This window comes from Microcoleus sp. PH2017_34_RAT_O_A, assembly GCF_020737885.1.
Classification (GTDB): Bacteria; Cyanobacteriota; Cyanobacteriia; order Cyanobacteriales; family Microcoleaceae; genus Microcoleus.
The window spans coordinates 27,778-52,453 of record NZ_JAEQDD010000037.1; the positions used below are offsets into that span (position 1 = coordinate 27,778).

The 24,676-nt window shown below is 43.3% G+C and carries 29 protein-coding genes and 1 pseudogene; 22 read left to right on the forward strand and 8 right to left on the reverse strand.

Features of this window, described 5'->3' with window-relative positions; genetic code table 11:
* The first annotated feature begins 63 nt into the window (after window positions 1-63).
* Window positions 64-462: a DUF4112 domain-containing protein gene (locus JGK11_RS14595; RefSeq protein WP_293190456.1), complete on the forward strand. Its 399-nt coding sequence runs from the start codon at window positions 64-66 to the stop codon at window positions 460-462.
* A gap of 378 nt (window positions 463-840) precedes the next feature.
* Here JGK11_RS14595 and JGK11_RS14600 read toward each other — a convergent pair whose 3' ends face one another.
* A complete protein-coding gene (locus JGK11_RS14600; protein ID WP_293212122.1) occupies window positions 841-1,866 on the reverse strand; it encodes a low specificity L-threonine aldolase in 1,026 nt (341 codons plus the stop codon).
* A gap of 79 nt (window positions 1,867-1,945) precedes the next feature.
* On the opposite strand from JGK11_RS14600, the gene JGK11_RS14605 reads away from it, so the two are divergent.
* From JGK11_RS14605 to ilvA, 8 genes are all read left to right on the forward strand, one after another.
* On the forward strand, window positions 1,946-2,158 hold the full coding sequence (locus tag JGK11_RS14605) for a DUF2997 domain-containing protein (protein ID WP_293177253.1): 213 nt from the start codon (window positions 1,946-1,948) through the stop codon (window positions 2,156-2,158).
* A gap of 11 nt (window positions 2,159-2,169) precedes the next feature.
* Entirely contained in the window at window positions 2,170-2,952 is a 783-nt protein-coding gene (locus tag JGK11_RS14610) for an XRE family transcriptional regulator (protein ID WP_293190454.1), read from the forward strand.
* A 20-nt stretch (window positions 2,953-2,972) separates the two neighbouring features.
* Window positions 2,973-4,592: an Hsp70 family protein gene (locus JGK11_RS14615; RefSeq protein ID WP_293190453.1), complete on the forward strand. Its 1,620-nt coding sequence runs from the start codon at window positions 2,973-2,975 to the stop codon at window positions 4,590-4,592.
* A 109-nt stretch (window positions 4,593-4,701) separates the two neighbouring features.
* Window positions 4,702-5,565 carry a bifunctional class I SAM-dependent methyltransferase/HIT family protein gene (locus JGK11_RS14620; RefSeq protein ID WP_293190452.1) on the forward strand — a complete coding sequence of 288 codons (864 nt, stop codon included), beginning with the start codon at window positions 4,702-4,704 and terminating at the stop codon, window positions 5,563-5,565.
* A 173-nt stretch (window positions 5,566-5,738) separates the two neighbouring features.
* Window positions 5,739-6,308 carry a hypothetical protein gene (locus JGK11_RS14625; protein WP_293212124.1) on the forward strand — a complete coding sequence of 190 codons (570 nt, stop codon included), beginning with the start codon at window positions 5,739-5,741 and terminating at the stop codon, window positions 6,306-6,308.
* A gap of 228 nt (window positions 6,309-6,536) precedes the next feature.
* Window positions 6,537-7,709: a DUF262 domain-containing protein gene (locus tag JGK11_RS14630; RefSeq protein ID WP_293212125.1), complete on the forward strand. Its 1,173-nt coding sequence runs from the start codon at window positions 6,537-6,539 to the stop codon at window positions 7,707-7,709.
* Window positions 7,710-7,715: 6 nt separating this feature from the next.
* Window positions 7,716-8,777, forward strand: coding sequence for an MAE_28990/MAE_18760 family HEPN-like nuclease (locus JGK11_RS14635; RefSeq protein ID WP_293212127.1), 1,062 nt, complete (start codon window positions 7,716-7,718; stop codon window positions 8,775-8,777).
* 66 nt (window positions 8,778-8,843) lie between these two features.
* Complete coding sequence (ilvA, locus tag JGK11_RS14640) at window positions 8,844-10,391, forward strand: threonine ammonia-lyase, biosynthetic (RefSeq protein ID WP_293212142.1); 1,548 nt, start codon at window positions 8,844-8,846, stop codon at window positions 10,389-10,391.
* 100 nt (window positions 10,392-10,491) lie between these two features.
* On the opposite strand, the gene JGK11_RS14645 is transcribed toward ilvA, so the two are convergent.
* Together JGK11_RS14645 and JGK11_RS14650 are read right to left on the reverse strand one after the other, a co-directional pair.
* The gene (locus tag JGK11_RS14645) at window positions 10,492-11,340 is read right to left on the reverse strand and encodes an Rpn family recombination-promoting nuclease/putative transposase (RefSeq protein WP_293190450.1); all 849 of its coding nucleotides are present in this window, start codon (window positions 11,338-11,340) and stop codon (window positions 10,492-10,494) included.
* 50 nt (window positions 11,341-11,390) lie between these two features.
* A complete protein-coding gene (locus JGK11_RS14650) occupies window positions 11,391-11,537 on the reverse strand; it encodes a hypothetical protein (RefSeq protein ID WP_293212129.1) in 147 nt (48 codons plus the stop codon).
* Between JGK11_RS14650 and JGK11_RS14655 the strand changes: the two are divergent.
* Window positions 11,528-11,944 (forward strand): annotated as a pseudogene (locus JGK11_RS14655) (XisH family protein). The gene JGK11_RS14650 and the pseudogene JGK11_RS14655 sit on opposite strands and share 10 nt — an antisense overlap.
* The gene (locus tag JGK11_RS14660; protein ID WP_293177271.1) at window positions 11,932-12,267 is read left to right on the forward strand and encodes a XisI protein; all 336 of its coding nucleotides are present in this window, start codon (window positions 11,932-11,934) and stop codon (window positions 12,265-12,267) included. The pseudogene JGK11_RS14655 and the gene JGK11_RS14660 overlap by 13 nt, the downstream one beginning before the upstream one ends.
* Here the strand turns inward: JGK11_RS14660 and JGK11_RS14665 are convergent.
* Entirely contained in the window at window positions 12,264-12,476 is a 213-nt protein-coding gene (locus JGK11_RS14665; RefSeq protein ID WP_293190449.1) for a hypothetical protein, read from the reverse strand. The two genes, JGK11_RS14660 and JGK11_RS14665, sit on opposite strands and share 4 nt — an antisense overlap.
* Window positions 12,477-12,622: 146 nt before the next feature.
* Here JGK11_RS14665 and JGK11_RS14670 point away from each other — a divergent pair, with 146 nt between their 5' ends.
* Together JGK11_RS14670 and JGK11_RS14675 are read left to right on the forward strand one after the other, a co-directional pair.
* Complete coding sequence (locus JGK11_RS14670; protein WP_293190448.1) at window positions 12,623-12,922, forward strand: hypothetical protein; 300 nt, start codon at window positions 12,623-12,625, stop codon at window positions 12,920-12,922.
* Window positions 12,922-13,368, forward strand: coding sequence for a PIN domain-containing protein (locus JGK11_RS14675; RefSeq protein ID WP_293196856.1), 447 nt, complete (start codon window positions 12,922-12,924; stop codon window positions 13,366-13,368). The genes JGK11_RS14670 and JGK11_RS14675 overlap by 1 nt, the downstream gene beginning before the upstream one ends.
* An 87-nt stretch (window positions 13,369-13,455) precedes the next feature.
* Here the strand turns inward: JGK11_RS14675 and JGK11_RS14680 are convergent, their stop codons facing one another.
* Window positions 13,456-13,842, reverse strand: a complete 387-nt coding sequence (locus JGK11_RS14680; RefSeq protein ID WP_293212130.1) for a hypothetical protein — start codon at window positions 13,840-13,842, stop codon at window positions 13,456-13,458.
* A gap of 34 nt (window positions 13,843-13,876) precedes the next feature.
* Complete coding sequence (locus JGK11_RS14685; RefSeq protein ID WP_293212132.1) at window positions 13,877-14,761, reverse strand: hypothetical protein; 885 nt, start codon at window positions 14,759-14,761, stop codon at window positions 13,877-13,879.
* Between the two features lie 283 nt (window positions 14,762-15,044).
* On the opposite strand from JGK11_RS14685, the gene JGK11_RS14690 reads away from it, so the two are divergent.
* From JGK11_RS14690 to JGK11_RS14710, 5 genes are all read left to right on the forward strand, one after another.
* A complete protein-coding gene (locus tag JGK11_RS14690) occupies window positions 15,045-15,563 on the forward strand; it encodes a hypothetical protein (protein ID WP_366038696.1) in 519 nt (172 codons plus the stop codon).
* 276 nt (window positions 15,564-15,839) lie between these two features.
* Window positions 15,840-15,995: a type II toxin-antitoxin system HicB family antitoxin gene (locus JGK11_RS14695; RefSeq protein WP_293196854.1), complete on the forward strand. Its 156-nt coding sequence runs from the start codon at window positions 15,840-15,842 to the stop codon at window positions 15,993-15,995.
* 23 nt (window positions 15,996-16,018) lie between these two features.
* The gene (locus JGK11_RS14700; protein ID WP_293212133.1) at window positions 16,019-16,225 is read left to right on the forward strand and encodes a hypothetical protein; all 207 of its coding nucleotides are present in this window, start codon (window positions 16,019-16,021) and stop codon (window positions 16,223-16,225) included.
* A complete protein-coding gene (locus JGK11_RS14705; protein WP_293212134.1) occupies window positions 16,225-16,572 on the forward strand; it encodes a type II toxin-antitoxin system PemK/MazF family toxin in 348 nt (115 codons plus the stop codon). The genes JGK11_RS14700 and JGK11_RS14705 overlap by 1 nt, the downstream gene beginning before the upstream one ends.
* 2 nt (window positions 16,573-16,574) lie before the next feature.
* On the forward strand, window positions 16,575-16,751 hold the full coding sequence (locus JGK11_RS14710) for a hypothetical protein (protein ID WP_293212136.1): 177 nt from the start codon (window positions 16,575-16,577) through the stop codon (window positions 16,749-16,751).
* Here the strand turns inward: JGK11_RS14710 and JGK11_RS14715 are convergent.
* Both JGK11_RS14715 and JGK11_RS14720 read right to left on the reverse strand, forming a co-directional pair.
* Window positions 16,737-17,423 carry a class I SAM-dependent methyltransferase gene (locus JGK11_RS14715; RefSeq protein ID WP_293212138.1) on the reverse strand — a complete coding sequence of 229 codons (687 nt, stop codon included), beginning with the start codon at window positions 17,421-17,423 and terminating at the stop codon, window positions 16,737-16,739. The two genes, JGK11_RS14710 and JGK11_RS14715, sit on opposite strands and share 15 nt — an antisense overlap.
* A gap of 103 nt (window positions 17,424-17,526) precedes the next feature.
* On the reverse strand, window positions 17,527-17,901 hold the full coding sequence (locus JGK11_RS14720) for a DUF1257 domain-containing protein (RefSeq protein ID WP_293177300.1): 375 nt from the start codon (window positions 17,899-17,901) through the stop codon (window positions 17,527-17,529).
* A gap of 295 nt (window positions 17,902-18,196) precedes the next feature.
* Between JGK11_RS14720 and JGK11_RS14725 the strand changes: the two genes are divergently transcribed.
* The 4 genes from JGK11_RS14725 (at window position 18,197) to JGK11_RS14740 (ending at window position 24,157) form a co-directional block, all read left to right on the forward strand.
* Window positions 18,197-18,988, forward strand: coding sequence for a hypothetical protein (locus JGK11_RS14725; RefSeq protein ID WP_293212139.1), 792 nt, complete (start codon window positions 18,197-18,199; stop codon window positions 18,986-18,988).
* Window positions 18,933-19,388, forward strand: a complete 456-nt coding sequence (locus JGK11_RS14730) for a hypothetical protein (RefSeq protein WP_293212140.1) — start codon at window positions 18,933-18,935, stop codon at window positions 19,386-19,388. The genes JGK11_RS14725 and JGK11_RS14730 overlap by 56 nt, the downstream gene beginning before the upstream one ends.
* A gap of 739 nt (window positions 19,389-20,127) precedes the next feature.
* Entirely contained in the window at window positions 20,128-22,506 is a 2,379-nt protein-coding gene (locus JGK11_RS14735; protein WP_293207809.1) for a PAS domain S-box protein, read from the forward strand.
* The gene (locus JGK11_RS14740) at window positions 22,496-24,157 is read left to right on the forward strand and encodes an EAL domain-containing protein (RefSeq protein WP_293212141.1); all 1,662 of its coding nucleotides are present in this window, start codon (window positions 22,496-22,498) and stop codon (window positions 24,155-24,157) included. The genes JGK11_RS14735 and JGK11_RS14740 overlap by 11 nt, the downstream gene beginning before the upstream one ends.
* Window positions 24,158-24,676: the final 519 nt, after the last annotated feature.

A 24,676-nucleotide genomic window follows, 5' to 3' on the forward strand; every position in this document is an offset into this window, starting at 1 on the left:
GGGCGATATTTTTTCCGTCTTCCGACTGATGTCGTTTTTTCCAGCTAGTCCAACAATAATAATATGAACAAAATAGAGCGTCTTGCCACTCTCAACCGCATCCGCAAACTCAGCCGCCTGATGGATACCGCCATTGGCATACCCGGTACTAAATTTCGCATTGGTTTAGATCCCATTATCGGTTTAGTTCCCGGTGCTGGGGATATAGTAGATACTGCGTTTTCTGCTTACCTAATTTACTTAGCAACTCAATTCAATCTCCCCCCGAAAACTCTAGGCAAAATGATTTACAATATTAGTTTGGAAGCTGTTATTGGCTCAGTGCCTTTAGTCGGAGATATTTTCGATGCTTTTTATAAGTCAAACATGAGAAATCTGGCGCTTTTGGAAGCGCACCTCGAAGCAGAGGAACCCGAATTAGCAGCAGTTGCAGAACCTATTCATGAATCGATTAAACTCTAGGCGTCTACTTCACCAAAAATCCCAGCCAAAAACCGAAAATCTCAAAAACCTGCCCCACCCAGCGGTAAATTTACATCTACATTTTCTGCATCAAACCGTAGGGGCGGGTTCGCCAAAAATCTCATCCAACAAACAACAATCTCAAAAACCCGCCCCCACCCAACGATAAATCTAAATCTACATTTTTAGTATTTGATAGAAATTAACGTTGATGTGGGTTATTGGTTGTGTGGGGGCGGGTTTACCTAAATTTTTTGTGGGTATTAAAGATGTTTGTGAACCCGCCCCTACCGAATTATAAAAATCTGTAAGGGCGTATTCACAGAAAGATTTATCATCACGAAAAGGTTCAATAAACCCGCTCTTACAATTTAAAATTTATACAGAATAGCGTTTAACAGCTTCCAGGAAAGCATTAACATCTTCTTCTTTAGTATTAAAAGCTGTTACCAGTCTAATAGTAGAGTTATCCCACCGATAAAACAGAAAACCTTCAGCTAAAACCGCTGCAATTACAGATTCGGGAAGCTGCACAAAAATCTCGTTAGCTTCGACGGGATGGCAAAACTTGACTTTCTCAACTCCGGCCAAACCTTCGGCTAATTTAGCTGCCATCTTATTGGCGTGAGTCGCATTTTTTAGCCACAAATCATCCGTTATATATGCTTCCAACTGCGCCGACAAAAACCGCATCTTTGAGAACAGATGCCCGCTGCGCTTGCGGTAAAATGGGAAAGTCTTTGCTAATTCTTGATTGAAAAATACCACAGCTTCCGCAGCCATAGCGCCGTTTTTTGTCGCTCCAAATGAGAGGATATCCACACCTGCGCGCCAAGTGATATCGGCAGGAGCACAGCCCAAAATCGCCACAGCGTTAGCAAAGCGAGCTCCATCCATATGTAGGTGCAAATTGTGGTGGCGCACAACTTCCGAAATCTGGGCAATTTCCGCTGGATGGTATACTGTGCCGGCTTCTGTGGCTTGCGTGATGCTGACGGCGGCGGGCTGTACGTGGTGGACTACTCCTGCACCAGCGCGATCGACTATTTCACCTAAAGTCTCTGCCTCTATCTTAGCATGATTTCCTGTTAATGTCACTAACTTTGCACCGCCCGTAAAAAACTCCGGCGCGCCGCATTCATCCAGATTAATATGAGATTGGGCGTGACAGTAAACAGCCCCGTAAGGAGGAGTCACAGTTGCCAGGGCCAAAGCATTAGCAGCAGAACCGGTTGCTACAGGAAAAACAGTCACCGGTGTCTCGAACAAATCCGAGAATTTAACTTGCAAACGCTGCGTATATTCATCATCTCCGTAAGACATCGCAGCACCGCAATTAGCCGCTGCAATCGCTGCCATAATTTCCGGCGAAACCCCGGTTGCATTGTCGCTACAAAAATTCATTTGAATAATCGGTAAACAGAATCTATAATATAACTCAACAGTCAAAACTCAACCGTCAAGCATTAAACCAAGAGGAACTATGGCAGAGTACCGCCAAATAGAATACCGCATCGGCAAAGACGGCAAAATTACTGAAACCGTCCTCAACGCCACCGGTTCGAGTTGCACCGAAACCACTGCCGGAGTTGAAAAAGCCCTGGGCCAAGTAGAATCTCAAGAGTTGTTGCCAGAATACTATGAAGGCGAAGAAAATTTGACCGCCGAACAAACTCAGACTTTAAAACAAGTTTAGAAAAATTAACAATGTTCTATCTCCTCGGTGCAACAGTTGATATAACAACAGGGCCTGCCTTCGGTATCGCGCTAGCTGTCGGGGGCATTTTTCTAATTTTAGTGTACCTTTATGCTGCATCCGAGGCCGGAGATGCGATCGACTTTAAGTACGATACAATCCTCCGGGAACGCATGAATCAGCTAGATATCGTCGATTGGCAAGACTTAGGCGAAAAAGCAGGCTTAAGTCGCTTCGGGGTGCGCCTAGTGCGGCAGGGAGACGTGGGAAAACTCACCCTAGACCAACTGCGGCGGCTGGCAACTGTGCTAAATTTGAATTTCCAGGAATTCGATCGCACTTTAAGCGCACTGCCCGTATCGGCTGCAATCACCACGAATCCCAGCGAAATCGAAGAATTGAAACAGCAGTGTTTCCGGCTGCGCGAAGAATTGCAGCAACAAAAAACTCAACTCACAGCCGATTTTCGCCGCGCCACCTTTGAACAGTTGCAAACTTTGTTAACCAACTATCCCAGCGCCCGCAAAATGGCAGAAGCCAAGCCGAATATGCCCGCCAAAAATCTCTCGGCTTTGTTTACCCCCCTAGAAAATCTCTTGTCAAGTTGGGATTTTGAAACAATTGGTTCAGCTTGGGAACAAGTGACTTACAATCCGCAGTTGCACCAGCCGGATGTTGAAGATATAACAGAAGGAGAGTTAGTTTATATTCGGTTTGTCGGCTATCGAGATGGAGAGCAAATTCTTGCTCCAGCTAAAGTTAGTCGCAGCCTTCCACCGGGAATAACAAATTAAAGTGAAAATCTAAAATAGACATGACTACAGTTGCAATAGACTTCGGTACCAGCAACACGGTTGTTTGCATTCTCAACCCGGATACGCAAACACCCGAAACTTTGAGATTGGGCGAAATGTCCCGGATTTTCAAGACCAAGAAATCGAGCGTAGATGCCCGAGAAATACCTGTAGTTCCGACTTTAGTGTTTGTGAAAAATGCGGGAGAGTTGGTATTGGGAGAAAAAGTGCGATCGCAGCGTTTAGGACAATCCCAGCCCGATCGCTTTTTCAAAGCTTTTAAACGCGACTTAGCAGCCGATTATCAGCCCCCGGCCCGCAATATAGACGGTGAAAGCTACACGCCGGAATCAGTAGCTGAACAATTTATCAGAACTATATGGAAACAATTATATCAGCAAAACATACAACCAGATAAATTAATTTTTACAGTACCAGTCGGAGCATTTGAGCGATATCTTGATTGGTTTCGCGACTTAGCAGAATCTCTCGGAGTTGAGGAAGTTCAGCTAATCGATGAATCCACCGCCGCCGCCCTGGGATATGCCGTACAACGCCCCGGTTCTCTAGTTTTAGTAGTCGATTTTGGCGGCGGGACTTTAGACTTAAGTTTAGTCCGCACTGCTGTAATCCCCTTTGCTAAGGGAGGCAGCGAGATTTCTCCCCCCCTTGGTAAGGAAGGGCTGGGGGGGGTGCGTGCCGAAGTGTTGGCAAAATCCGATGCTTATGTCGGTGGCGAAGATATTGACATTTGGATTGTTGAAGATTATTTGCGGCAAATTGGTTCGTCACGCGCAGAAGTTGGCGGCGTGGGCTGGCAAAATTTATTAGAAATAGCAGAAAAGTTAAAAATTCAAGTGTCTCAAGTTAATGAGGCGAAGGAAAGTTGGTTTGACGATGAAAATTTTATGTCTTATGACTTGCAGTTAAACCGAGATCAGCTTGAAGAAATCCTGGAATCCAGACAGTTGTTGGAACAGTTGCGGGAAGCTTTAGATGAAGTGTTGAGCATTGCGCTGGGAAAAGGTATCGGTAAAGCAGATATCGAACAGGTTTTGCTGGTAGGAGGAACTTCTATGATTCCGGCTGTATCTAATTTAGTGGTTTCCTATTTTGGGCGACAAAAAGTTAAAACAGATAAGCCTTTTGAAGCTGTAGCCCACGGCGCTTTAGCCTTGACACAATTGGCGAGTGTTGACGATTATTTGCGCCACACCTATGCAATTCGCCTCTGGGAACCTTATGCTAAAGCTTATACTTATTCGCCGATTTTTAGCAAGGAAATGAAGTATCCTTGTGAAAGTTCCGAAGAGTTGACGCTGCAAGTTGCCATTGAAGGTCAAAGGGAAATTAGGTTAGATATTGGAGAAGTTGCGGAGGTGTCGCAAGCGGAGGTTACTTTTAACGAAAAAGGGCAAATGACGAGCAGTTTGCTCAACAAACACAGCGATTTTCGTTCTTTGGAAAGCCACCACCAGGAGGTTTGTGTGGCGCATTTGAATCCGCCTGGGGTGTTGGGGATTGACAGGGTTTCGGTGAGTTTTGAGGTGGATGAGAAGCGGGTGTTGTTGGCTACGGTGCGGGATTTGGTGACTGGTAAGGTTTTGGTGGCGAAAGGGGCGATCGCCAAACTGCAATAATGATACAATTGTTATTAAGATAAGATTCGGCGATTGAAATCGCTTCTACACAAACAAAGTCCGCCTCCGCGGACTGAAGAATCTCGATTTAAATCAAATTTATGTCGCCATGAAAAAGCAACAAAATAAATTCAGCCACCTCACAGCAATTGAAAGAATTTACCTGTCATTTCCGGCAAGATTTTTATTAGAGCAAAACTTGCTTCAAGGTAAAGTTTTAGATTTTGGGTGCGGCTTCGGTAGCGATGTTAAATTGTTGCAGCAAAAAGGCTTTGATATTGCAGGTTACGACTCTTATTATTTTCCTGAATTTCCCGAACATAAATTCGACACTATCATTTGCTTTTATGTTTTAAATGTCTTGTTTCCCGAAGAACAAGCGAATGTGCTGATGGAAGTGTCGCACCTCTTGAAACCAGGAGGTAAAGCATATTTTGCCGTGAGAAGGGATATCAAAAAAGAAGGTTTTCGAGAACACTACGTCCACAAAAAACCTACCTATCAGTGCATTGTCAAACTTCCTTTTAAGTCGTCTCTCTTAAATGAGTCTTGCGAAATCTACGAATACGTGCATTACAACCATCAAAGAAATTCCACTAATAACTGCATATTCTGCAATCCGTACAAAAACTTAACTTTAGTCACAGAATCAGCGACAGCCTATGCAATATTTGACGGTTATCCCGCTAGCAAAGGTCATGTTTTAATTGTTCCAAAACGTCACACTGCAAATTATTTTGAATTGCCGTTTCGAGAGCAATCGGCTTGCTGGTTTATGGCGAATAAGGTGCAAGAGATGTTAATTAAAGATTTTCAGCCTGATGGTTTTAATGTGGGTATCAATATTAATAAAGATGCGGGTCAAAGTCGCAGTCACGCTGCGATTCATGTTATCCCCCGCTACAGGGGCGATGCGGCTGGAAATAAAGGCGGTATTAGATATGTGATTCCTCAAGTTAAAAATAAAAATTAGGAATTTGTGAAAGATTTTTTTACCGCAGAGGCGCAGAGAACGCGGAGAGAGAAGAGATGGATTTATAATTTTTGTAAGGATTGTTATATTTGAGCAAAGGGTGAGCAAAATAGAGTTAAAATGTGTTTGCCAAGTCTCAAACTACACATTAGCAGTAATTTGGTGTTCTGTTTATGTCTAAGCGCAAAAAGCAAGAATGGCTCAAGGAAACTCTAGAGCTCAAAGAAGACCACAATTGGAAGTCAAAGCCTGGAACTCGCATCTTTGTCGCTGGAAGAGGTGCAGTCCGCTTTGATGTTCCTCAAGATTGGCATTTTGAACCGGATACAAAGTCGTTCCGGTTTACGGATAAGAAACCGCCGGATGATGATTGTTGTTTGGAGGTTTCGTTTAATTTGTTACCTCCTGGTAATTGGGGAGAATTTCCGCTGGTGCCGCTATTACAGAAAATAGTTGAAGATGATACCAGAAATCCGATCGATCCTGGGGATATTATCCAATTGAAGCGGCAAACTGCTCGGGTTGTTTGGACCCAATTTAAGTTTATCGACCCTCCCGAACAGCGGGAAGCTTATTCGAGAATCTGTATCGGATTGGGTTCTAATGTTCAGTGTTTGATTACTTTTGATTACTGGGTTGATGATGCTGAACGTTTGACTCCTGTCTGGGATACGGTGATGGACTCGCTGGTTTTGGGTTTGTTTATTAGTGACCCTCGAACGGGTTTTGCACGTCCTGATTAGAGTGTTTTTTGGGAAAATTTCAACAATTAATGTTGATAAGTGTTGAATTGGTAAGCCATCGGCCAGTAAAGTTAGAACCTGCACTAAACTTTACAACCACTTTGCCATGTAAATATCTGGCTTGCCAATTCCATTTGCGATCGCTAGTTTGTGAGATTTTAGTCGAGCGGCTCATCCCGTGTCAATGCTATAATTATTAACAAGTTGTGCTTAGGGAGACTACGAAAAATGCAGCTAGCACCAGTTGAAGAACAGATGTGGGAGAGTTCGCCAGCAAACACACCCGATCGAATCTTCGATCGCGATATCCACCAGCACTACGATTTCAAAGAAACACCAATTGTTACTGAAATTAACCGCGAAAAGATTCCTCGGTTTCTCGAATCCTTAAGGCTGTCTGATTATATAGAAAGGCGATCGAGCTACCAAAGAAGAGGTCGCTGGACGGCAACGATGAAATCCAGATTGATTGAGTCATTTATCCTCAATATTCCCGTTCCTCCAATAACTTTGTACAAACAAGATTTAGCTCGTTATGAAATCTTAGATGGTCAGCAGCGAATCTCTGCTATTCAAGAGTTTTATGGGAACAAGCTCGAACTAGCAGGGCTGGAAGTTTTGCCTCAATTTAACGGAAATACCTACAAGAAACTCCCTCAAAAAATTAGGGCTACTATCGATCGACGCTCCATATCATCCGTAGCAATTCTTGCCGAATCAACCTCTAATCCTGAATCAGCTAAGTTTCTAAAACAGAAAGCCTTTGAACGTCTAAATACTGGAAGAATAGAGTTCAGCCAGCAGGAAATGAGAAATATTTTTTATGCTGGAAAATTCAATGAACTGTTGCTAAAATTAGCGCGCCATCCCATATTTGCTGAAGCTTGGGGAATTCCGACAGACGATCGCAATCCAGAATTAAAGGAAAATACCTTTTATATAAAAATGGAAGACGCTGAGTTAGTGCTGCGTTTTTTTGCTCTCAGGAATGTCGAGCATTTCCGGCTGGGGATGGAAGGATTTTTAGATTTGTACATGATGAAAAGTTTGAATTTCACTGATGTAGATCTCAATTACTTGGAAGAGCTTTTTGTTAAAACGCTCGCAATAGCTCACAAAATTTACGGAGAGCATTTATTTAAACCATTTGACCCTCAATCTCAAAATTGGTCGCCAAAGCCCGAGCGAGCATATTATGATGGAATTATGGTTGCTTTGAGCAGATATTTGCCAGATGAAGCAAAAATAATTGCTAGAAAAGAGCGGATTATTGAAAAAACAAAAAACCTGTTTAACAAACCAGAATCTCATCTTTTGATAGAAGGTGGAACAACTAAAGCAGAAATTCAGCAGCGGATCGGAATAGTTGACGAAATGCTTTCGCAAGTTATCGGAGAGTAACTTGCGATGTTTGAGGAGCTTATCCAGCAAGTTAGTGTCAAAATTTCAAGTGTTCGTGCGATAATTAAAACGAACGATCGACTGAGAAAAATTGTATTTCAACATAGTTCCAATATAGGGAATTTGAAAGAAAATCCTGAATTGGCAAAATTAATAGAAGAAATCCCTACAAAATGGGAATGGGAAATTTACGATCGATCTGCTGTGGTAACTAGATTGTATGCTATTTATGAACGCTTCGTTGAGGATTTAATTTCGGATTGGCTGCGGCTCATGCCAGATTTAGTTCCACGCTATTCAGACTTGGACGAAAAAATTCAGAATACCCATCGAGAGGGTATCGGGCGTTTGTTAATTGACCTCAAAAAAAATAGGTTCCAACACCTTTCAGTTGAGCAAGTAGTTCAAGGATTATCCTGTGGGATTACTGATAGTGGGAAATACGAGCTACTTCCTGATGCTTTCCTATTGCACGAGCAAAATTTACGCAAGGACGTGTTAGAAAAAGTCTTTAAAAATGCTGGAATTGATGAAGCATGGAAATGGGTAATCAACTACAAAGAAATCAAATATTTTTTACAGGAATTTCGCGACAATCAAAATACGGCAGAAGGAGAACTCAAACAACTGGTTGATTATCGTAATGAAGCAGCACACGGAGTAGTAGACGAGATTTTGGGAACTCAAGAACTGTTGGAATCAAGTGATTTTGTGGAGGCTTTATGTAAATCTCTAGCCGATTTAGTTACCTACAATATAATTTTAATCCAGACTAAGCAAGAAGTAGTAATGGAAATCGGACAAATTACTGAGTGGTTCAAAAAGCCACAAGCAGGTGTAGCGAAAGTTAAGGAAGTTACATTGAGTGTAGGAAAAAGTGTTTTTCTGGTTTTAGTTAACGATGAATTGTCGTACTGCTATTCTGCTAAAATTGAGAGCATTCAGCTTAACGATCTGTCTCAAAATCGTGTGGAGATAGCGTCGGAAACAGAAGTGGGATTAAAGTTCGATCGCGATGCCAGGGTTGGTTTGACTATTTATGTAACGACATCCGAGCGAGTTGACTGAATCTTTCGTAGCTGCGAAGCCCGATCGCCAATTCCCGCAAAACACTAACACAAATACACTACAATTATCCCACCATCCGGCACCTACAAACCTGCTAACCCCATGCTTTGCGATTACCTCGTACAAATCCTCACCGCCCGCGTCTACGATGTTGCTCAAGAATCCCCCCTAGAAGTAGCCCCCAATCTATCAACGCGGCTCAACAATAAACTGCTGCTGAAACGCGAAGATATGCAGTCTGTTTTCTCCTTCAAACTGCGGGGCGCGTACAACAAAATGGCGCAACTGTCGCCGGATTTGCTAGCACAAGGTGCGATCGCAGCTTCCGCCGGCAATCACGCCCAAGGAGTCGCCCTCGCCGCCCGCCACCTGGGAACTCGCGCGATTATCGTCATGCCCGTAACGACGCCGCAGGTGAAGGTAAATGCGGTGATAGCGCGCGGTGGAGAGGTGATTTTGCATGGGGATACCTACGACGATGCCTACGCTTTTGCGCGCCAATTAGAGGTCGAAAAAGGCATGACTTTTATTCACCCTTTTGACGATCCGCACGTGATTGCGGGACAGGGTACGATCGGCATGGAAATTCTGCGACAACATCAAAAACCGATTCACGCGATTTTTGTAGCAATTGGTGGCGGTGGATTGATTTCGGGAATTGCAGCTTATATCAAGCGGTTGCGCCCGGAAATTAAGATTATTGGTGTGGAACCGGTGGATTCCGACGCAATGAATCAATCGCTGAAAGCTGGGAAACGGGTGCGTTTGTCGCAGGTGGGTTTATTTGCTGACGGCGTGGCGGTGCGGGAAGTTGGCGAGGAAACTTTTCGGCTTTGTCAGGAGTATGTGGATGAGATTATTTTGGTGGATACGGATGATATTTGTGCGGCGATTAAGGATGTTTTTGAGGATACGCGATCGATCTTAGAACCTGCTGGCGCTTTGGCGATCGCAGGTGCGAAGGCTTACGTGGAACGGGAACAAGTCGCAGGAGAAACATTAATTGCGGTTGCTTGCGGCGCGAACATGAATTTCGATCGCCTGCGTTTTGTAGCAGAAAGAGCGGAGTTTGGCGAACGTCGGGAAGCGATTTTTGCAGTCACAATTCCCGAACAACCGGGAAGTCTCCGCAGGTTTTGCGAATGTTTGGGTAAGCGCAATCTAACTGAATTTAGCTATCGAATTGCGGATGAAAAAGCAGCGCATATTTTTATCGGTGTCCAGATTCAAAATCGTGCCGATGCGGTAAAAATAGCAGCGAGTTTTGAAGATTGCGGCTTTAAAACTTTGGATTTAACTGATGATGAATTAACGAAATTGCACTTGCGACATATGGTGGGTGGCCGTTCGATGCTGGCGGATCATGAGTTATTTTATCGCTTTGAATTTCCCGAACGTCCGGGTGCGTTGATGAAGTTTGTGGGTTCGATGAGTCCTAATTGGAATATCAGCGTTTTTCACTATCGGAATAACGGCGCAGATTACGGGCGAATTGTGGTGGGAATTCAGGTACCACCAGATGAGATGAAGGAGTGGCAGGCTTTTTTGGATACGCTGGGCTATCAGTATGGGGATGAGAGTCAGAATCCGGCTTATAAGTTGTTTTTGAGGTAGTTTATTATTCGGCGGTTGAAACCGCTTCTACACAAACGAAGTCCGCCTGCGCGGACTAAGAGATTGGACGGGAACAATGTCATGTCTGGTTTTCGACGCATCAAACTTCCGATCGCAAATTCTGCACATCCTGAACGCTGAGTCCGGTTATTTGGGCTATGGTTGCGTCATCTAGGCGATCGAGTAACTGCCGGGCGATCGCGAGTGTTGCTTCTTTTTTAGCTTCTTTTCGAGCTTGTTTTTCAGCATAGATTATAACTCCTTGTTGGTCATAAATAAACATTTCTTGCCGTTCGATAGCGTCCAGCTCGTCAGGATTTAAATTAACTTGATTTGCTATATCAAAGGCTTGATGAATCTCTGGAATGACATCCATTGTTTCTGGGATTTGTGTCAGCGTGTTAGCATATTTTATGAAATAAATCCATTTATCCACCAGGGTTTCTAACTGTGACAAATCTTTGGTAAATTTCGGGAGTTCGACAAACACTAGCTTCATGTTATTATCGGTATATCTCAGATTAGTCGTTTCTTCTTTGTAAACAAATCTAGAAATTACCCGATCGCTATTTTCAAACATCTCAAAATCAGTCAGTGTCAGTGCAATCACAGGTTGCAGCATTCCGTAGCCTTGTCCTTTCTGTAATTGAGAAACATAGGTTTTTGCAGCGTTGTATAAAACTCTCTTTCCGAAAAACTCTACATTTAATACCTGCATTTCAATAATGACGAGAGTACCATCGGCAAGTCGGGCTTTCACATCTAAGTAAGTATCTTTTAACCCTGTGATTTTTGGGGGCAAATTGGGATTAATAATTTCTAAGTCTTCTATGGTAGGATTGCCATCGTAAATCATGGCGTTGAGAAAGCTGATGAGTATGCCTTTGTTATCTGAAGAACCGAAGATTTTTTTGAAGGCGTAGTCGGTTTTCGGGTTGATGAATGTCATGGTGGGAATCTGGAATAACGACCGCTGTGTCGATTGTATCATCGGTGCGATCAAACTTGACGGGTGCGATCGCCCGTAGGAGAAGATAATGAGCTATCCTCACTCTTGAGAGTCAGAATGGCGATCGGGCTTTTCCAGATAGATGCGATTGGAAGTACAATAAAGTTAAAAGTTACAAAAGGGAACAATGGCAGCACGCGATCGCTTTCATGAAGCCGTTAAGCTTGCCCTTCAGAAGGAAAATTGGGTGATTACCGACGATCCGCTGAGGCTAGAAACCGGTTGAGCAAAGTTTGAGATTGATTTGGGTGCAGAGCGTTTACTCGCAGCACAACGGGCAGGAGAAAAAATCGCCGTCGAAATTAAAACATTTTTGGGTGACTCCCCGATTACGGATTATCATGCGGCATTAGGACAGTTTCTGAATTATCGGCTTGCATTAGAACTTAAGGAACCCGATCGCAAGCTTTATTTAGCAGTTCCTGTTGCGGTGCACGAAGCTTTTTTTCAGCGGGAGTTTTTGCAAATTTCGGTAGAGCGGCATCAAGTTAACCGCATTGTCTACGATCCAGTGAATGAGGTGATTGTACAATGGATAAGCTAGAGCATTATCGTCAGTCGATTCAAGCATTATTGACTGAATATGTGGCAACTCCGATCTCCAATGGTGCGATCGAATCGCAAATAATTTTTGATACGCAGCGGGATCATTATCAAGTGACGAATGTTGGTTGGGATGGGCATCGGCGGGTGTATGGATGCGTGCTGCATTTAGATATTAAGGATGGCAAGATTTGGTTGCAGCAGAATACAACGGAGATGCGAGTGGCGCACGAGTTGGTGGCAATGGGTGTGGCAAAGGAGGATATTATCTTGGGATTTCAAGCAACCTATGTGCGCGAGTACACGGGCTTTGGAGTGGCTTAGCGATCGCTAAAAATAATGTCACCAGCAGCGATTTCCTGACGTACTATCTCAGCTAGACTATCCCACTGAGCGTCTGTTGTAGCTTCAAATTGAGCCTTCCACACCTGTTCGTCACTGATATCCTCTTCCGCCATTAGAATGCGGATTAACTCTCGTTTGTCGATCGCAGATAGTTGTCTAATGGTAGGGAGTAATTCTGTTAGTGTCATCGGTTGTTTTCCTACGATGCGTCTATGTTAACGGTAGCAGGTCAACGTAGTAATTGCAACTTCTAGGGGAGTTTGACAAAAAATGCCCAAAAATTGCTATAATAAAGAGTCTTAGAAACTTAACACTAAAGGCTGAGGTTAAAGTCGTGACAATAACTTCACAAGAAACGGATGTAGAGATTCAACAATTCCCTATTGTTCTGGGACAGGGAGGGGAAATTACCATTCCCCAGTTATTACAAGATGCTCTCAAGGTCGATCGGGGAGATATGCTGGTGCTACTCCAAATAGGTAATTTGATTGTGCTTGCTCCCAAACAACCTCAAGTTCCCCAACTAATCGATCGGATTGCAACGATTATGGAAAATGAAAATGTGGGTTTGACTGATTTATTGGCGGGTTTAGAAGCGGAGAGAGAGGCGATTTGGCAGGAGAAACAGTCTTGATGCGTAGGATATTTGCAGACTCCAGCGTGTTAATTGCCGGATGCGGATCGCGAACGGGAGCTAGTCGTGCTGTGCTGACAATGGCTGAAATAGGTCTTTTAAAGTTGGTTATATCTGACCAAGTTTTGAAGGAATGCGATCGGAATATACGCAAAAAAATACCTGCATCTCTGCCAATTTTTACAGAGTTGCTAGCTACTATCAACCCCGAAATTCAACCTGATCCATCCCTCGAAGAATCATCGCGGTGGGCGGCTATTATTGAAGCTAAAGATACCCCGATTTTAGCAGCGGCTGTTCTGGCAAATGTCGATCGCCTGTTGAGCTTAAATACCAAAGATTTTACGTCCGAAGTTGCTGCACAAAGCGGGTTAATGATTCAAACTCCAGCAGAATTTGTTACAGAAATCCGAGAGATTGTAGGAAAAGGTTTGTCGTCAACGTGATTCGAGGGTGATGAGCGACGAATAATAAAGGCGATCGCCCTTTGTTTTTTTGAGTAAGGGCGATCGCTCTTCGCACACCACAATCTATTATGGTTTTATCCAACCTTTAACGATCGCCTTGGTAACATTAACATAGGGATTGTCTAAGAACTCTTCGATCGCAACTTCACCTCCAGCCTGCAATGCACCAACCACGCGACGCTTGAAACTCGGGGTAGTTTCATCGTTAACGTGAGCAATTTTTTCAGGCTCTGTAGCGGTTGGATTAGTTTGTTCCAACTGCTTGACAAGTTGTTGAATCTGAGCAGCAGCTTCTGCTAGAGTATGTTTCTGTTCTGATCGTTGCACAAAAGTGTTCTTGTCGGATCTGGCATTCTCACCCAGAGCCCTATGCTGGTGATAGACATTTCCCATAACCATTCCACCGTAAACACTTCCACCGACATTACGAATTGAATTATTATTGTCAGTCATAATTTAAACTACTCCTTAATAAAAAAGAGATCTACTATTCATAGAATCTCTCTATACCACTTCTTAATAGAAGCTGATTTGGCTGCTCATTTTCATCCAATGATAGCCAAATAGGTCGGCTTATATTAGCTGCTACATAGTTATTAAATGTTTGACAATCCTCATCTTCGATTCTCAAGGATGCTTTATACTGTAAGCTGGGCTTTTTTGTGTTTTTAGTCCATCCATAAATCCTTAGCTCATAATTACCAGTTTGCACCTCAAAAGAATTATTTCCTTCAGAAATCCAATCAAATCTAATTACTTTATTTATGGAAGAAATGCCTTTTACAGCAATTGGTTGAGCTAAATTATCATTGACAAAATTCCCGACCTCTGTAATTTTGACAAATGTAGTCCACGTCATGTCATAAAATTTTTCAGTATGATTCTGTCTCCCAATAACTAAGCGAATCCGCTGAATAGTTCCGCCCTTTGGACTCCAATTGTAGAAAGTTAGCGGCAGATTGAACCCTACTCCTCTAATTGTTTGAGTATTAGTTGGAATGTCTATAAAAATAGGAAAAAATATGAGATGTCTACCAAAGCATAACTGAATATTTGCTGGTCTGAGATTCGATGTATAAGCCACAACAAGAGATATAACAAGACCAAGCATAGAAACTACTGTTGCGATTGTGGCACTCCAATCAGTTTCTTTTTTTGTTTGCTGCACAGCACTGCTATCATTGAGTGTTAAAACATTCTGTGATGGAGTAAGTGATAAGATGGGCGCTTGTTGTGTCATATAAGTACCAGAACTTGGTTTAATATCTTCTGGAACGGATATCTTATGAGATGTCTGAGCAAAAGATTGAATAGAAGTAATTAATAACAATGAAATAGTACATATTGCTAATAATATTTGATTTTTTCTCATACTTGGATTTCTATGATTGTCATGTAATACTTCAGGCTTTAGGGAATATTAAATAGATGCAAAATCATTGAACGTGAAATTTAACACGCTTAAACAGATAGTCGTAATTTATTCAATTTAGACATCATAAAATAACTCTAAACCCATCGCTCAAAATTTAAAAGCGGAAAAAAGCGGAAAAAGACGGAACTATTGTAAAGATTCTGTAAAGCTTTAAATCGGAAAAAGACGGAAAAATACGGATAAAATCGGCTATAATAACCAATGTCCTCCCACATCCCGGATGATGCGCCTTCAAGAAATACTTCAATTTATAGATGATGCTGTCTACGCCAAGACAGGCAAACATTTAAATGACTTGCAGCGCGGAATTATTGAAGGAACGCTGAAGCGTCAAAAGTATGATGACATTGCAGAAAATTGTGGTTGTTCAGCGGGTCATGCTAAGGATGTAGGTTACGAGCTTTTGCAAATGTTATCTGATGTCTTTGATGAAGAAGTTGATAAAAAAAATCTTAAATCAGTCGTAGAACGGCAAGGTGCTCTAAATATTTCTTTGGGTGCTCGAAGCTTTAATAGCAATAATAATATAATCGGCTGTGTAAACATGGGTTCCGAACAAACAATTCCTACGCCAGATGAAAGTCAGCCGGAAACTCCCGACTCGCAGGATGAAAGCAAAAATCAAACTAAGATTGAAACAATTGATAAATTACGGCAGTTTGGCTTAAGCGATGAGCAAATTGCCGAAGCGCTAGATCTACCTTTAGAGCAGGTTAAGCAGGTGGACTTGGAGGAGTAAAGGTAAGGATTCAGGTCTAAAAACTTGCGGCTCTAACGCTTGTCTGGCAAGGGTTTTAGGGGGAAATAAGGGTTTTTGTCTTTCGTGGTTGATTGTCAAGCTTAGGACGAAAAACTGTCATTTTTTGTCCTAAGCTTGAGAATAGAGATTGATTTAGCATCAAGCTCCAGATCTAAAGTCTTTGCCCAGCAAGGAGTTCAGTGACCTGAATCCTTACGAGTAAAGTTTGGTACAGTAATGAAGAGATAAGTTTTGAGAATAAATTAGGAGAATCAATTGAAAATCAAAATTATCATCCACGAAGCAGAAGAAGGCGGATTCTGGGCAGAAGTTCCTGCTATTCCTGGCTGTGCAACTGAGGGAGAAACCTTCGAGGAACTGCTGCAAAACCTTTGTGAAGCAATCGAAGGTTGCCTTGTTGAAGTAAAATAAAGTATCCCCAGATATTTTCACCTATGAACACAAAACTCATTGAATCCTTAGTACAAATCATTCAGACACTCTCTGAAGAGGAGCAATTGCTAATCAAAGCCAAACTATTTAGTAACATCGCCTATCCTTCTACTTTGGAAATAACCCAGTTAGCCCAAAGCGGTGGAGCATTTCAATTTCTGGATGATGAACCTGATATTTATACCCTTGAAGATGGAGAGCCAATTTAGTGAAGCTAAAAAAAGGAGATATTGTTTTAGCTGAATTTCCCTTTACAGATTTGAGTCAGAAAAAATTACGTCCGGCTTTAGTGCTGTGGGCAAGTTCAACCATAGATGAAATTACTATCTGCTTCATTTCTTCACAAAATGTCACTAGCCTAAGTTTAGATGAATTTGCTTTAAATGCTTTAGATCCAGAATTTGCTAGCACAGGATTAAGAGTATCTTCTAAAGTTAGAGTGACTCGGATTGTCAGCCTTGAACAGAGATTAATCGTGAGACGATTGGGCGAGTTAGGAAGTCAGCAAATGCAGCAATTGAATGCAACTATAATACAAGCATTTCAATTAGTATAGCCTTGTTGAGTCTCGCGCGCTTGCCGGAAACGATCGCAAAAATCCCTGCAATAAAAGTTTCGCCATCAATCGGTGGAGTATTTTCGGAGACGGCAACCGCAGCATCTATCTTAACTCGTACAGCATCGATCGACTGGCGATCGGTTGTTCCTGTAGAAGTGATTTCAATCGTCTGGTGACTGACAAATTAGTAGCATGGAAAGAGGAATCTTCGTCTGTGGATGTATCGGTTCCTGGAATTCGCACACTCTCCAGCCGGATTTCGATACTTGTTGAAACCAGGAACTAACTGTGCGGAAATACCAGGGCATCGGCTCTCGAAAAGCTCCGCCGAAATTGTCGAAAGTCTCGATTTTCCATCCGTCAACATAGGGCTGTGGCTGACACGCTGTGAATGGATGAACTGTCTGGATTAACAAATGTCCGTCTGAGACTGTGGCTTGGCGTAACGATCGCAATAAATCTCCAATTTCCTCGCCGAGTAGCGAAAAATTGCAGACAATCCCATCGTAGGATTGACCGAGTATCCCTGGATTGGCAATAATCTCATCGTAGCCGATCGCCCGAAAACAACCGCTGCTTTTCTCACGAGCGCGATCGATCAAACCACGGGAAGCATCAACTCCAACCACCTCTACACCGTGCTTTGCTAAGGCGCGCCCCAGCCAACCTTCACCGCATCCGACATCCAGCACTCGCCGATGCCCGTAGCGCAGCACAGCTTGTAGAATAGCCTCATCCGTTGCTGCGCGGCGACTTTCGATCGAATTTTGCTCGATCGCCCGCGTCCATGCGTCAGCATTAGCTTCCCAACTCTTTTGAATTTGTTGTTCAGGGCGATCGCATTTCATGGTAATTCTATTCTTGGTACTAAGACTTACGAAGAAATCTGATTTTGAATCCGATTCTGCGTAAGTCCTGAGTATATAAAAACGAGTTCAGAAAGAGCGATTCTTAAACCCATCTACCCACAACAACCCTCACCGTTCCATCCGCCAAAGTTTCCTCTTCTTCCACATTAAAACCCTCAGACTCCACCGCCGCCATCAAACTTTTGCGCGCGTATTTCTGACTGATTGAATTAACAAAATCCTGCTGGTTAATGCGAGCGCCCCAAAAATCCGCCACCAATTCATAATCCTCTCCGCTGCGCCGAAAACCCAAATCGTAACCGTTGGACTGCCGAATCACGTACTCGGCATTAGTTTTCTCGCCATGATAACCCCGCACCTGCACATTGCACTCTACTTGATAACCCAACTCTTCCAACACTTGATGCAGCAGTTCGCCGTTTTTGATCTGAACCTTGATCGTTGTGAAGTGTGACATATCACTTTCGGATTTTTGTGTGAAACGCTGATTTGATTATAATAACATAAATAGCAACAGTCAATAAGTTAGGACTTACGCTATTTAACCCGATATTTACGAAATATTGCGGGTTTTGCTTTTTTTGCGCCTGCAATTAAACCCGGTTTCTGGCAGCTTGGTACCCAGCGTCATGCCCTTGCCAAAATTTAAGTTTTAAATCGCTCTACCGATTGTCAACTTTCGTGTCTCGCCAGTTAATTACCAATTCCCCAATTTCCCAATCTAAAATCTACAATCTAAAATCTAAAATAGTATGATTTCCGACAATTCTAACCAACCCAGAGAATATGATGCCGTCCTCGGCGGTCAAAGTCAAATCCCGATCGCCGCCGCCGTTTTGGGAGGCATCGCCGGAGTCAAGCAGCGCTTGCACAGTCCTAGTATCGAGCCGCGCATGGCCGCCGTTAAAGATGCTCCTAAATACGGAGACGCCGGTTTGAATTTAGCAATTGCAGCCCTGCTAGATCCCGCACCCGAAGTGCAGCGAGTTGCTTATTCAGTTTTGCGACAACGGACAGAACCTTTTGTCCGCCAAGCTTTAACAGAATTCGTACCTTACCAGTTGTTTGACTGCATCCGCACTGTGAAAACTGGGACAAATGTAGCGATTAGTCCCGGAGGATCTCGCACGGCGAGTTTGCACGGCAAAATAATTAGAATTTGCGATTTAGAGACAGGAGAAATACTCTATACTGTAGACAAGTATCCCCGCGCTCAAGAAACTTTTGTTCTTTGCCAAGAAACCGAAGTTTTTGTCAGGAGCAGAAATCTTCCGAAACACCGCGCGATCGAAATTTGGCAGGGAGGAGAATTGCTGCATACTTCCCTCGGACACGAAGGAGAAATTACGGCAATTGTCATCAGTCCCGACAGTCGAGTTATCGCCACGGGTTCGGCAGATACTACAATCAAAATTTGGGATTTAGAGAGCGGAAAGTTAATTTGTACTTTTGGCAGTCATTTAACTTGGGGAGCTCATAAAGGAGGAATTGCGAGTTTGGCTTTTAGCCCGATCGCACCAACTCTCGCGCTTCAGCAGTTCTGATGGTACCATTAAAATCTGGAACCTCGGCAGCCGAGAATGCTCCCAAACAATTAAAGGTTATGCCAATTGTCTAGCTTTCAGTCGAGACGGGCAGACTTTGGCTGCTGGCGGCTGGGACAGAAACATTCAACTGCGCCAGCTATCGCATCCGGATAGTCCAATAACTTTGGCAGGGCATTTTAACTCGATAAATGCGATCGTCTTTAGTCCCGACGGGCGCACTGTTGTCAGTGCTAGCGCCGATGGTAATCTCAAATTATGGAATGCCCGCACTGGCGAACAAATTCACACTCTCGGCGGACATCAAAACTCTGTTACTTGTCTTACTTTTAGCAGCGATGGCGAAACTATTATCAGCGGCAGTTTAGACAAAACTATCAAATCTTGGGGAATTAATTGAAGGCAGAAGGAATAAGAAATAACGCAGAAGTCAGAAGGAAGGGCAATATCAAATCCGCCCTTCATCGTCCTGTATTCATCTCTCTTATCTCCCTCTGTGTTCTCTGTGTTCTCTGCGGTTAAATAATTCCGATGCAACCGGAAACGATATAACATCTCTGGGAACAGTAAAAACCGTTTGTTACTCTTCCCAGAGCGTCCCGGCACACCAAAGCTGATATACATATAGCGAGTGTCCCGCACACCAAAACACCGTGTAAAAGCAAAACACAGATGTGGCCCTTGGAAAAAGCAAGAGGAAATGACGAAGAGGGAAGGGGCAATCGACAATCGACGGCATGGGGCAAGTGCAATGCGAGAACTTCCTAACCGTCGGGCCCGGTGGTTATATTTCAAAATTCGCGATTTCCGATTCCTAGGTGCGTAAATATACGCAAGCAAATATAATAACTTTATAATTCTAGGTCTTGTGCAAGCCGAGGATTGCGAAACTTCTTTTTGCACTACTACACATACTTAGGGTAAAAGTATCGATTCGCAACCATTATTCAGCTTGTTGTCAATTTCTGAATAGTCGCCACACAACCGGGCAAGCCACGATTTATGAATCCTTGACACTAGCTTGAAATTATCGAATCTTCCTCAGATGAGTATCGCAACGAACTGTAATATTTGATTGAAAAAGTTTATGCTTAAAAGATAGGCAGGGGTTAAATATAACAGTGCTTCCCTGAGTAACCATGTCACACTGCAACCAATCCATCTATGCTTCCAGCAATGCCACAGAAATCTGCGGTACTACTGCCAGTTGGCAGGAAAAAGCCGATCGACTAACGGTAGAATTAGGCAACACGCGCGATCGGCTTCAGGCAGAAATCGATCGCCTGAAACAAGACAACCAAACCCTGCACGCCGCTGTCAGTTGTGCTCCAGTTTTCCTGTGGGCAACCGACAAAGACGGCAGGTTAACCCTTGCAGCAGGCAAAGGATTGGAAAATTTGGGGCTCGAACCGGGTGAGGCTGTCGGAGAGTCGATTTTTGCAGTTTACAGCCAGCCAGATATCTTAGAAAATATTGCCCAGGTACTAGCAGGAAACGATCGCACTTGGAATGCCCAACAGGGGGATTTTATTCACGAAATTCGATCGGCACCGCTGCAAGACGCAAACGGCGAAGTTGTCGGGGCTGTCGGTGTTTCTACTGATATTACCGAGCGCGAGCGAGCCATGACAACTCTCTCTCTTTCAAATCAAGAATTAGAAGACAAACTTACTCTGCAAACGGCAGTCTCGAATGCAGCACTAGCCGAAAGCGAAAAAAAGTACCGCAACCTCGTAGAAACCTCCCAAGAGTTGATTTGGTCGATCGACATTCAAGGCATCTTGACTTTTGTCAATTCCGCCGCCAAAAGGATCTACGGTTACGAACCCCTAGAAATGATCGGTCGTCGCTTTGCAGATTTTTTGATTAAAGAAGAAAAAGCCAGACAAATAGAAATATTTGCCCAACTCTTAGCAAGAACCAGCCTTCAGCCACAAACCCCTAATTTGCCTTACGAAATAGTACACATCCGCAAAGACGGTACCGCCGTCCACCTGCGCGTCAACAGCATCGTCAACCAAGCTGAAAACGGCGCTATTTTAGGCCTGTGCGGAACGGCGACAGATATTAGCGATCGCAAGCGCTCCGAAGAAGCACTCCAAGAAGCTACAGACCAACTTCGCGCCGTCTTGGATGCCGTACCCGGACTGATTTCTTGGGTCAGTTCAGATTTGCGGTATATTGGAGTCAACCAGCACTTAGCAACCTCGTTCAAACGGTCTCCTGAAAGTTTTGTCGGGGAAGAAATCAACTTTCTCGACAAAGGCTCAACTTTTGGACAACTGATCCGAAACTTTTTTCACAGTTCATGTCAGCAAACCTCCCAAGAAATAGATATAGAAATTAACGGCTTAGCCTGCAATTATTTAATAGTAGCTCAAAAATATCATCAAGGAACCGCAGCAGTTTCCGTAGGAATAGACATTACCGAGCGCAAGCGCGCCGAAGCTCAAAAAAGCCAATTAATCGTTTCTTTGCAAGAGTCTGAATGCAAATTTCGGAGCCTTTACGAAGCCACCAGCGACGCAGTAATGCTGATCGAAGAAGACAATTTTTTTGACTGCAACCTCGCCACCCTAGCAATTTTTGGTTGCAGCAATCAAGAACAGTTTTACGGCAAGAAACCTAGCGAATTCTCCCCGGAATTTCAGCCTAACGGACAAGACTCGTGCAGTCTAGCAACACAAAAAATATCCGCAGCAATGCAAACAGGTAGCTGTCGCTTTGACTGGGTGCACAAACGGCTAGACGATTCAGAATTTCCCGCAGAAGTGCTGTTAAATGCAATGGAAATTAACGGTAGAAAAATAATTCAAGCAGTAGTGCGGGACATTACAGATCGCAAGCGCGACGAAGATCGCATCAAAGCATCCCTCGCAGAAAAAGAAGTCCTCCTCAAAGAAATTCACCATCGCGTCAAAAACAACCTTCAAGTTATTTCGAGTTTGCTCAAACTTCAGTCCCGCTACATCCAAGACAGTCGCGTTAGTGAAATGTTAAAAGAAAGTCAAAACCGAGTCAGATCGATGGCCATGGTGCACGAACAATTGTATCAATCCAAAGACTTGTCAAACATTGATTTTGCTGAATACATCCAAAATCTTGCCCACAATTTATTCCAAGCTTATGAAATTGATACAGAAGGCGTGAAGTTGCAAACAAATATTGCGCCGTGTTCTATGAATATTGATACGGCAGTTCCTTGCGGGTTAATTATCAACGAGCTTGTGACAAACTCGCTCAAGTATGCTTTTACAGGACAAACTCAAGGTAAAATAAAAATAGATTTTACTTTAGATAATAACCGGGTTTGCGTGCTAGCTGTGAGCGACAGTGGAATTGGTTTCCCTCCAGACTTAGATTATCGAAATGCCCGAACATTGGGTTTGCGACTGGTCGGGTCTTTGGTCAAGCAAATTCGGGGTAAAATAGAACTGTTAGAAACGGCTGGCACGAATTTTAAAATAACATTTTCCAAGCAAAATAGCACTTTAAGGAGACAACTTAATGTCAAATAAAAAAATTCTGATAGTTGAGGACGAAAGCATCATTGCGGAAGACATTTCCGACAGTTTAATATCTAGAGGGTATAGCATAACAGGTATTGTGTATTCCGGAGAAGAAGCGATTGAATCCGCAGCCGAATTCAGACCAGATTTAGTTTTGATGGATGTTAACCTCCAAGGAGAAATCGACGGAATTACAGCAGCAGAAGAAATTCGATCGCGCTTTCAGATTCCGGTAGTTTATTTGACAGCTTATGCGGACGAAAACACTTTACGGCGCGTCAATGCAACGAAACCTTTCGGCTATATTGTGAAACCATTTGAAGAAAAAAACTTGCACACAACTATTCAAATAGCTCTCCACCGACATCAGCATGACTGCTTGACAAACTTGCCAAATCGTTCGCTGTTACGAGAGCAGCTAAGTCTGCTATTAGACAAGCAAAAAGAATTGCCCGAAATGATTCCCGTTGTCATTATTAGTTTAGATAGAATTAACCGGATTAACAGTACCTTGGGGCACGATATCGGCGACTACGTACTTTGCAAAGTTGCTGAGCGGTTGAGCAACTGCACGGAGAAGATTAATATTGTGGCTCGTTTGGAATCTGCCGAATTTGCAATTGTTCTCGAACCAGTTGCCGAAAAACAGGATGCTGCCAAGATTGCTCGAAACATTTTAGATATTGTAGCCCAAGCTATGATTGTCAAAGGCTCGGAACTCTATGTCACGGCAAGTATGGGCATTTCTTTGTCTCCTGGCGACGGCAACGATGGAGAAGAGCTGCTAAAAAATGCTTATACAGCTATGTACAATTCTCAGGAAAAAGGTGGCAACAAGTATCAGTTTTATACGGCAAAAGTTGCGAATAATTATATCAATAAATTTACTCAAGAGACTTGCCTGCGTAATGCTTTAAAACGCTCGGAATTTGAAGTTTACTATGAGCCACAAATAGAAATTAAAACCGGAAAAATTATTGGTGCTGAAGCTTTGGTGCGCTGGAACCATCCAAAAAGGGGCAGAGTTTCCCCTGCGGAATTTATTCCCATGGCTGAAGAGATGGGCTTGATTGCACCGCTGGGCGAATGGGTGTTAGAGACGGCTTGCAGGCAAACTAAAGCTTGGCAAACAGAGGGTTTGCCTCCGCTGCGGGTAGCAGTCAACGTATCAGCCCGCCAGTTCGATCGCAAAAATTTGACCGAGAGAGTCAGCCAGATATTAAGAGAAACTCATCTAGATCCTAAATGTCTGGAATTAGAATTGACGGAAGGTTTAGTTTTGCAAGATGAAGCGGCAGCAGCTCAAGCTTTTACTGTGTGGAGAGATATGGGGATTAGGATAGCAATTGATGATTTTGGCACGGGATATTCTTCTTTGAGTTATCCGAAACGCTTGCCGTTTGATGCGCTCAAAATTGATAAGAGTTTTATTCGCGATATTGCTGACGATCGCCAAAATGCTGCGATTACAATAGCGATTATTCAAATGGCGCACTCCATGAATATGACTGTGATTGCTGAGGGGGTAGAAAATCAGCGGGAACTTTCTTTTTTGTGTGCACACGATTGCGACGAAATTCAAGGTCATTTTTTCAGTCAGGCTTTGCCAAAGGCTGAGTTTGAAGTGCTGCTCAAAAGCGATAAGTGCTGGAATTTTTAGGCATTGGGAATTGGGCATGGGGCATGGGGGATTGTTCAACAGTTGACAGTTGACAGTTGACAGTTGACAGTTGACTGTTTGATAGCGATCTTTACCTTTAAGTCCGAGGATTGGAGTAATGAATAGTCTAATACCATTTTTATAAAATTGTGCAATACGCTTGACCCCCCCTAGCCCCCCCTTGTAAAGGGGGGGACAAGAATACTGTTGCTTTTTTTTAATTGGTATAATTTTAATTTCTCCCGATCGGGGTTGGGGCTTTTAACCAATTCTTTCTGGTAATTTTCCGCAATGACTAATGACTAATGACTAAGAGGGCGGGCACTCAAGGCCGGGCCCCTACCAACTGACAACTTACTAATTTAAAAGATTCGCCCAACCAGCCAATTTCCCAGCCACAACCCGAAACCAGAAGTAGCCACTAAGGGAGCACCACAGAATGATTGATCCTATAATGACCCAAAGATAATTTCAGTGTGCAGCGTATCTTATGTCTCTAAAATCTATCATGAAACTGAC

Bases quoted from the DNA above. Each gene is read 5' to 3' on its own strand.
- JGK11_RS14595 (WP_293190456.1), top strand. From the start codon at position 64: ATGAACAAAATAGAGCGTCTTGCCACTCTCAACCGCATCCGCAAACTC.
- JGK11_RS14600 (WP_293212122.1), bottom strand. From the start codon at position 1,866: ATGAATTTTTGTAGCGACAATGCAACCGGGGTTTCGCCGGAAATTATG.
- JGK11_RS14605 (WP_293177253.1), top strand. From the start codon at position 1,946: ATGGCAGAGTACCGCCAAATAGAATACCGCATCGGCAAAGACGGCAAA.
- JGK11_RS14610 (WP_293190454.1), top strand. From the start codon at position 2,170: ATGTTCTATCTCCTCGGTGCAACAGTTGATATAACAACAGGGCCTGCC.
- JGK11_RS14615 (WP_293190453.1), top strand. From the start codon at position 2,973: ATGACTACAGTTGCAATAGACTTCGGTACCAGCAACACGGTTGTTTGC.
- JGK11_RS14620 (WP_293190452.1), top strand. From the start codon at position 4,702: ATGAAAAAGCAACAAAATAAATTCAGCCACCTCACAGCAATTGAAAGA.
- JGK11_RS14625 (WP_293212124.1), top strand. From the start codon at position 5,739: ATGTCTAAGCGCAAAAAGCAAGAATGGCTCAAGGAAACTCTAGAGCTC.
- JGK11_RS14630 (WP_293212125.1), top strand. From the start codon at position 6,537: ATGCAGCTAGCACCAGTTGAAGAACAGATGTGGGAGAGTTCGCCAGCA.
- JGK11_RS14635 (WP_293212127.1), top strand. From the start codon at position 7,716: ATGTTTGAGGAGCTTATCCAGCAAGTTAGTGTCAAAATTTCAAGTGTT.
- JGK11_RS14645 (WP_293190450.1), bottom strand. From the start codon at position 11,340: ATGACATTCATCAACCCGAAAACCGACTACGCCTTCAAAAAAATCTTC.
- JGK11_RS14660 (WP_293177271.1), top strand. From the start codon at position 11,932: ATGGATAAGCTAGAGCATTATCGTCAGTCGATTCAAGCATTATTGACT.
- JGK11_RS14665 (WP_293190449.1), bottom strand. From the start codon at position 12,476: ATGACACTAACAGAATTACTCCCTACCATTAGACAACTATCTGCGATC.
- JGK11_RS14675 (WP_293196856.1), top strand. From the start codon at position 12,922: ATGCGTAGGATATTTGCAGACTCCAGCGTGTTAATTGCCGGATGCGGA.
- JGK11_RS14680 (WP_293212130.1), bottom strand. From the start codon at position 13,842: ATGACTGACAATAATAATTCAATTCGTAATGTCGGTGGAAGTGTTTAC.
- JGK11_RS14685 (WP_293212132.1), bottom strand. From the start codon at position 14,761: ATGAGAAAAAATCAAATATTATTAGCAATATGTACTATTTCATTGTTA.
- JGK11_RS14690 (WP_366038696.1), top strand. From the start codon at position 15,045: ATGATGCGCCTTCAAGAAATACTTCAATTTATAGATGATGCTGTCTAC.
- JGK11_RS14700 (WP_293212133.1), top strand. From the start codon at position 16,019: ATGAACACAAAACTCATTGAATCCTTAGTACAAATCATTCAGACACTC.
- JGK11_RS14715 (WP_293212138.1), bottom strand. From the start codon at position 17,423: ATGAAATGCGATCGCCCTGAACAACAAATTCAAAAGAGTTGGGAAGCT.
- JGK11_RS14720 (WP_293177300.1), bottom strand. From the start codon at position 17,901: ATGTCACACTTCACAACGATCAAGGTTCAGATCAAAAACGGCGAACTG.
- JGK11_RS14725 (WP_293212139.1), top strand. From the start codon at position 18,197: ATGATTTCCGACAATTCTAACCAACCCAGAGAATATGATGCCGTCCTC.
- JGK11_RS14735 (WP_293207809.1), top strand. From the start codon at position 20,128: ATGTCACACTGCAACCAATCCATCTATGCTTCCAGCAATGCCACAGAA.
- JGK11_RS14740 (WP_293212141.1), top strand. From the start codon at position 22,496: ATGTCAAATAAAAAAATTCTGATAGTTGAGGACGAAAGCATCATTGCG.